Origin of the sequence: Desulfobotulus pelophilus, assembly GCF_026155325.1 — a bacterium.
Taxonomy (GTDB): Bacteria; Desulfobacterota; Desulfobacteria; order Desulfobacterales; family ASO4-4; genus Desulfobotulus; species Desulfobotulus pelophilus.
Genome location: NZ_JAPFPW010000004.1, coordinates 201,667 through 208,176, shown reverse-complemented (window position 1 = coordinate 208,176; position 6,510 = coordinate 201,667). Strand labels below are relative to the sequence as shown.

At 53.9% G+C, this 6,510-nt stretch carries 7 protein-coding genes and 1 pseudogene; 1 reads left to right on the top strand and 7 read right to left on the bottom strand.

Annotated elements, in window-relative coordinates; translation table 11 throughout:
- Window positions 1-583 (top strand): annotated as a pseudogene (locus OOT00_RS05730) (transposase); the annotation flags it as partial.
- Between the two features lie 306 nt (window positions 584-889).
- Here the strand turns inward: OOT00_RS05730 and OOT00_RS05725 are convergent.
- From OOT00_RS05725 to OOT00_RS05695, 7 genes are all read right to left on the bottom strand, one after another.
- Window positions 890-1,756 carry a thiamine pyrophosphate-dependent enzyme gene (locus OOT00_RS05725; protein ID WP_265424353.1) on the bottom strand — a complete coding sequence of 289 codons (867 nt, stop codon included), beginning with the start codon at window positions 1,754-1,756 and terminating at the stop codon, window positions 890-892.
- Window position 1,757: 1 nt separating this feature from the next.
- A complete protein-coding gene (locus tag OOT00_RS05720; protein WP_265424352.1) occupies window positions 1,758-2,930 on the bottom strand; it encodes a transketolase C-terminal domain-containing protein in 1,173 nt (390 codons plus the stop codon).
- Between the two features lie 122 nt (window positions 2,931-3,052).
- Window positions 3,053-3,241, bottom strand: a complete 189-nt coding sequence (locus OOT00_RS05715; RefSeq protein ID WP_265424351.1) for a 4Fe-4S binding protein — start codon at window positions 3,239-3,241, stop codon at window positions 3,053-3,055.
- Between the two features lie 2 nt (window positions 3,242-3,243).
- Window positions 3,244-3,933, bottom strand: a complete 690-nt coding sequence (locus tag OOT00_RS05710) for a 2-oxoacid:ferredoxin oxidoreductase subunit gamma family protein (protein WP_265424350.1) — start codon at window positions 3,931-3,933, stop codon at window positions 3,244-3,246.
- Complete coding sequence (locus tag OOT00_RS05705) at window positions 3,930-4,784, bottom strand: thiamine pyrophosphate-dependent enzyme (protein ID WP_265424349.1); 855 nt, start codon at window positions 4,782-4,784, stop codon at window positions 3,930-3,932. Before OOT00_RS05705 ends, OOT00_RS05710 begins: the two co-directional genes overlap by 4 nt.
- The gene (locus OOT00_RS05700) at window positions 4,781-5,923 is read right to left on the bottom strand and encodes a transketolase C-terminal domain-containing protein (RefSeq protein ID WP_265424348.1); all 1,143 of its coding nucleotides are present in this window, start codon (window positions 5,921-5,923) and stop codon (window positions 4,781-4,783) included. Before OOT00_RS05700 ends, OOT00_RS05705 begins: the two co-directional genes overlap by 4 nt.
- Window positions 5,920-6,504: a carbon monoxide dehydrogenase beta subunit family protein gene (locus OOT00_RS05695; protein ID WP_265424347.1), complete on the bottom strand. Its 585-nt coding sequence runs from the start codon at window positions 6,502-6,504 to the stop codon at window positions 5,920-5,922. Before OOT00_RS05695 ends, OOT00_RS05700 begins: the two co-directional genes overlap by 4 nt.
- Window positions 6,505-6,510 lie beyond the last annotated feature (6 nt).

Genomic DNA, 6,510 nt, shown 5'->3' with positions numbered 1-6,510 from the left:
ATTATCGATATCTGGAGCCGGAAAATTATTGCTGCAAGGGTTCACGAAACGGAATCTATGGATCTGAGTTCAAAGCATGTAAGTCAGAGCTGTATTCTTCACGGTATCCATCCTGAAAGCCTTGTTTTGCATGCGGATAACGGAGGCCCCATGAAGGGAGCCACCATGCTGGCTACTCTGGAAAGGCTCGGTATCATTCCATCCTTCTCAAGGCCAAAGGTGAGCAATGATAATCCCTACTCAGAGTCTCTTTTCAGAACCATGAAATAGCGTCCTGCCTATCCTTCAAAGCCATTTTCTTCTTTGCAGCAGGCCCAGGAGTGGGTGGACAGCTTTGTGGTCTGGTATAACACAACAACACCTTCACAGCCGTATTCACTTTGTGACACCGGATGACCGGCACTACGGCAGACATAAGGACATTCTCAAAAAACGTCATGAGGTCTATCAGAAAGCCAGAAATGCCCGACCTCAAAGATGGACTTCCGACACAAGAAACTGGCAGCCGGAGCTTGAGGTAGCCCTTAATCCAGGTAAAAAGCAGGGACATCTCATGGAAAAATCCTGCCTTGGAGCTGCCTGAAAAAATCAGGCTTCCGGTGACATCTATCTTGACACTTACCGATACCCACACCTTTCCACATCCCCTGCTCTGTCATTCCGCCTGAAAAAGAATGTCCGAACCTGCCCGCTGTCTTCAGAAACATGGCCCTGTTCCCTGATTCCCCAGCGGAGACCACCGCAGGCTCATCCAGATGCCTGTTCCGACAGTTCATGTTTATCTGTGGGGAATACCCCATTCCTCACGCGACGGGAATGTGGCAGGTGTGGTGGCTGTATGCCGCCAGATTACAGATCCAAGCCCAAACACCCATGGCCAGAGGCATGGCTATTCCGGCTCCTTTTCCAGCCCTCCTTCCATGGCCGCTATCCGTAAAGCAGCTTCCTCCGTCATGAATTCCTCAAAGGCATAATGGGCCTTGCCCGCCTCCTTTGCTATGCGGAGGGTATCCGCCGGACTGAATTTCATGTTGGTAGGACAGGGCGTGTAAATCTGAACATAGGTAGGCCCCAGTTCCCGTGCAAGGAGAATGGCCCTGTTCACTGCCATGCCAAGCCGCTTCGGGCTGGCGATGGTGACTTTGGCCCCATACACACAACCGGCGGTCCGTGCCATTTCAAAAACAGGAATTTTCTTAAAATTCTTTCCCTTTGGAGCCATGTGCAGCACCTGCCCTTCAGGAGACATCCCGCTTTCCTGACCGCCGGTATTGCCGTACACCTCATTGTCCAGCATGATGGTGCTGATCTTTTCCCCCCTGAACCAGGAATGCAGGGTCATGTCCAGGCCAATATCGGCAATGCCACCGTCTCCGGCCATCACCACCACGTCCTTATCCTTATCCGGATACCGGATGGACAGCATGCGTTTCAGACCTGAAGCCACGGAATTCTGATTACCAAAAGCGGTATTGGAATAATTCACTGCCGTCTGGGAAAGGGCAAAAAAAGAACAGCCGGGAGTCCCCACCACCAGAGTATCTTCCGGGGCGGGCAGTGCGGCAAGGGCCAGACGCACGCCCAGAGACACACCGCACCCGGCACAGTGGGGGTGTTCCTCGGTAATTTCCTTGAAGCTGCCCAGATCTTTGATACCCACAGATTTTCCGTGGGGACCCTTTTCCACCAGAGCCCTGTAATCCTCCGGCAGAATATGGGCCAGGGATGCTACGGGAGTAATGATCTTTTTTGACATATCAGCACCCTCCCCTGCTTTGTCCGGCCCCAAGGGCCTTTTTGACTTCTTCCACAATCAGCCAGGGGGGCATGGTCATGCCACCAAAAACCCTTGGTGCACCGATGACACGGTGGTTCCGGTCGATGGCTGCCCGGATCTCCCGTGCAAGCCAGCCGCCTGCATTGAATTCCGGCACCACAACCAGATCTGCCGCTTCCAGTGCCTTACACAGTTCGCTGCCCGGAAAGGGACGGATGGATTTAATTTTAATAAGGCCCGCATCCATTCCCTCAGCCTGCATCATACGCAGGGCTTCCCGTGACTGGGATACGGCCGTTCCCGATGCGGCAATGAAAATTTTTGCGCCGGGATTTTCCACTTCCAGCAGTCCGCCCATGTACTGTGCGATATGCTTTCTGGCCCGCTCCGCTGCGGCCAGCACTTCCTGATGCCAGCTGGCATTGGCGTTACCACTGATGAAATTACTTTTATTCAGCAGGGGATCGCGGGTGATGCGCATGGGAGGGGTTTCCATATCAAAAACCGGCACCGGGGCAAAACCCGGATCATAGGGAGGAAGGCAGCAGTCCTCCGGAGGCAGCCGCATTTCCTCCCTTGTGTGGGTCACAAAGAAACCATCGGCAAAGACCCCCACGGGCAGGTGAACATCGGGCTGTTCCGCAATAAGGTAGGCCTGAAGGATCATATCGAAAAAATCCTGACCATTCTCGGCGTGGAGCATCAGCATACCCGTATCCAGCAGCATCCCCATCTCAATATTTTCCGGTTGAATGGAGGGAGGCAGGGAAACGCCACGGCACATGAAGGCACAGACAATGGGCTGTCTGGCTCCGGCCCATACCGGAAACATTTCCATGGCCCGGAGGGTGCCCGGTCCGCTGGTGGCGGTGAAGACCCGACCACCACCTAAGGCAGCACCATGCACCGCTGCCATGACGGCGAACTCGTTTTCCGCCCTGTAATAGTCCCTGATATACCCTTTGGCGAACAGCTCGCCCACCAGATGCATGCTTTCCGACTGCGGTGTGATGGGATAGGCAATGGCCATATCAACATTGGCCCGCTTAACGGCCTCGGCAACGGCTTCACTGCCGGTGATGAAGGCTTTATTGCGCAAACCGTGGAGCAGCTCGGTAATGGTATCCCTGTTCTTCTGTTTTTCTGAACACATGGTAAGTCTCCTGACCCGCACGGCTCTGATAAAGGCAGAGACGAATAATTCTGCATTTCACTTTGGAGGGCAAAATTTCTGCCCCCCAAAGCAAATAATATCACACAGGAAAAGCAGCCAGATCAGCCGATTTTCAGGGCTTCCTTCGCACAGACCGTTGTGCAGAGTCCGCAGGCCTTGCAGCGGCTCTCATTGACTTCCACAAGCTTTTGCTCCGGCAGAAAAATAAATACATTGGGTTCCGGACAACTGGTGATGCAGATTTTGCACCCGATACATTTTTCCGTATCCACTCTGACTGATAAATACATAATCACTCACCTCCCTTTGTTCCCGGCAGAGGGAACTCCGTCAAAGCGGCCCCGGCAGCAGCAATCAGCTCCATGTTTTTCTCGATCATCTGGCTGACCTTGGCAAATTTACCCGTAACAGCATCATCCAGTGCGGCTGTGGTTCCCGAAGCAACAAACTTTCCGCCACCAAAACGCTCTATCATGGATTCCTTCAGGGCTTCCATGGAGGTGAGTTTCCGCATGGCGTACAGACCACCGAGCATGGCAATGTTGGTGGAAAGCTCGGAGCCTGCGACTTTCGTAGCAATGCCTGTGGCCGGTACGTAGTAGATTTTTGCTTTCAGATCTGCCAGATGACGCAGGTCTTCATCATTCACAAGGGGTTCATCCGCATTGATCAGGATGGAACCGCCTTCCTGCAAACCGTCAAAAAAGGGCATGGTGTAGCACTTGCCCATGGTGATGACGTGGGGATGAAAGATCATAATGATATTGGGATATAGCACTTCCCCCTTTTCATAAACCTTCTCGGAAGAAATACGAACATAGCTTTCCGCCGGAGCAAGGCGCTTTTCCGCACCGAAAAAGGGATTGACCGTACTTTCAAGGCCGTCCTTGTTGGCAGCACTTCCAAGAATATGGGCGGCTGTTACTGCACCCTGCCCTCCAAGGCCGGACATCCGGATAAAGACTCTTTCCGTTGCATTCATTTTTTCACCTCCATACTCTCCAGAAACGCCTTGGCTTCCTGTGAAATGTACTCTTTGCTCTGGTACAGCCCTTCCTTCTCCCGCTGCTTGATCAGGGATACGGTCTCTTTGGGGTTGAACTTGTAGTTGGTGGGACAGGGGCTGTAGAGCTGCACATAGGTGGGACCAATCTCCCTTGCCACCAGAATGGCCCGCCTCACAACCTTTGCCAGCTGCTTGGGTTTGGCCGGTGAAGCCGCAGCCACATAGGCGCAGCCACAGGTCTGGGCAATCTCCGGCAAAGAAAGCTTGGGAAACTTTTTCCCCGTAGGTGCCATGTTCAGAACCGCACCCTGCATGGACATGCCGCTTTCCTGACCACCGGTATTGGCATAGGCCTCATTGTCCAGCATGATGGTGGTGATTTTTTCACGGCGCAGCCAGGACTGCATGACCATATCAAGGCCGATGTCGGCGGTGGCACCGTCTCCGGCAATGACCACCACATCCTTTTCCTTATCCGGGAAACGCAGTTTCAATGCCCGTTTCAGTCCGGAGGCAACGGCATTCTGATTGCCGAACAGGGAGTGGATATTGTGCAGTGCCACCTGGGGGAAAGCCAGCGCACTGCAACCGGTGGAACCGACAATCACCGTATCTTCCGGCATGGGAAGGGATGCCAGTGTGAGACGCAGGGAAAGGGCCAGACCACAGCCGGCACAAAGGGGGTGTTCTTCCAGAAGCTCCTTGTAAGATCCAAGGTCATTGATGCCGTAGTTTTTGCCGTAGGGACCATTATCCACCAGCTCCCGGTATTCCGGCGGCATGATCTCCTCAAATCCGGGAGATATTTTCAGCATTCCGGTTTTCATTGATGGATCCTCCTGATTTCTGCAAGAATAAGCTCCGGTGGCATGGTCATACCGCCAAAAACCCTGGGCCCCCGGACAACCTTGCGGGGTTCGTCAATCACACTGCATATTTCCTTGGCAAGCCAGCCCACGCGGTTGAATTCCGGTACAATGATGCCCTTTGCCCGGGATGCCAGGGCACAGATCTCCTCTCCCGGGAAGGGACGGATGCTTTTAATCTTGATGAGGCCCACATTAATTCCCTCTTCCCGGGCCATGGCAATGGCCTCACGGCTCTGGCTCACCGCCGTACCCGATGTGGCAATGAAGATATCCGCATCCTCGTGTTCCACATCAATCAGGCCGCCAAGGTAGTGATTAAGATATTTACGGGAACGTTCTGCGGCCGCATCAATTTCCTGCTGCCAGGAAGCATGGGCAGCATAGCTGATGAAGTTACTCTTCATAACAAAGGGATCACGCATCTGCCGTACCGGTACATTTTCCATATCCATAACCGGAACCGGAGCACTATAGGGATCATAGGAAGGAAGCTTGCAGTCTTCGGGGAGCATATTCACCTTGTCCCGGGTATGGGTCACGAAAAACCCGTCTGCAAAGACTCCCACAGGAATATGCACGTCCGTTTTTTCTGCCACCATGAAGGCCATGAGGAGCATGTCATGCAGATCCTGGGAATTTTCCGCATGCAGCATCAGGATGCCCGTTTCCAGCAGATAGGCCATCTCAATGGTGTCCGGCTGGATGGTCAGGGGGGAGTTCACTCCGCGGGTCATGAAGGCACAGACAATGGGAAGACGGGCACCGGCCCAGGTGGGGAACACCTCAAAGGCACGCATGGTTCCGGGACCGCCCGTGGCCGTAAAAACACGCACCCCGGCCATGGAGGCACCCGCAACCGAAGACATGACGGCAAATTCATTTTCACCCCGGAAATATTCCTTCACATACCCCTGGGCATAAATATCTCCAACCAGATGCATGCTTTCGGACTGGGGTGTAATGGGATAGGCAATGGCCATATCCACGTTGGCACGTTTTATGGCCTCCCTGACAGCCTCGCTGCCGGTGATGTACTCACTGGTGCGGGGGGCTTCAAACAATAGATAATCCGGATCAACAATCTTCTGATCTATCATTGGTTTATGCCACCTTTCAGTTCAATTACAAGTTCCCGCAATCGCTGCAGTTCGCAGAGACCGGCATCCCGCAGGGAGATCATGGCGTCCTCATGACCCGCCTCGGCGCATACGGCTATGGTGTAGCAGTCGGTTCCGCCGCGGATGATCTTCAGGGCAAGATTGGCATAGTGACAATGAACACCGATAAAAAGGCAGACATCAATCTTGTTGTGCCAGATGGTAAGATTCGGGTGGTTGGGGTTGACCTCAATGGCAGGATTGATCATCGGGTACTTGGGCCGGTAGTCCGGCATGGGAATCATCTTTGCCCCAACGGCTTCTGCAAGCTCTTTGAGGGCTGTGGCCTTTTCCGCCACGCCGGGTTTCCAGTCCCAGAGGATCAGCGGACCGGGGAAGAAAACCGGATTTCTGGCTTCAATCAGCTTCCGGGCAGCCGCCCGCAGGGCAACATCACTGTCCACCGACGCCCCTTCCATGATCGCCTGACCGGGATCGGGAAGCATCACCCCCATTGTTGCGGCCGCAGGGGGCAGATAGCCCTCCGGGCCGGGAAGCACTTTGTAACTTGACTCTCTCATGCACAT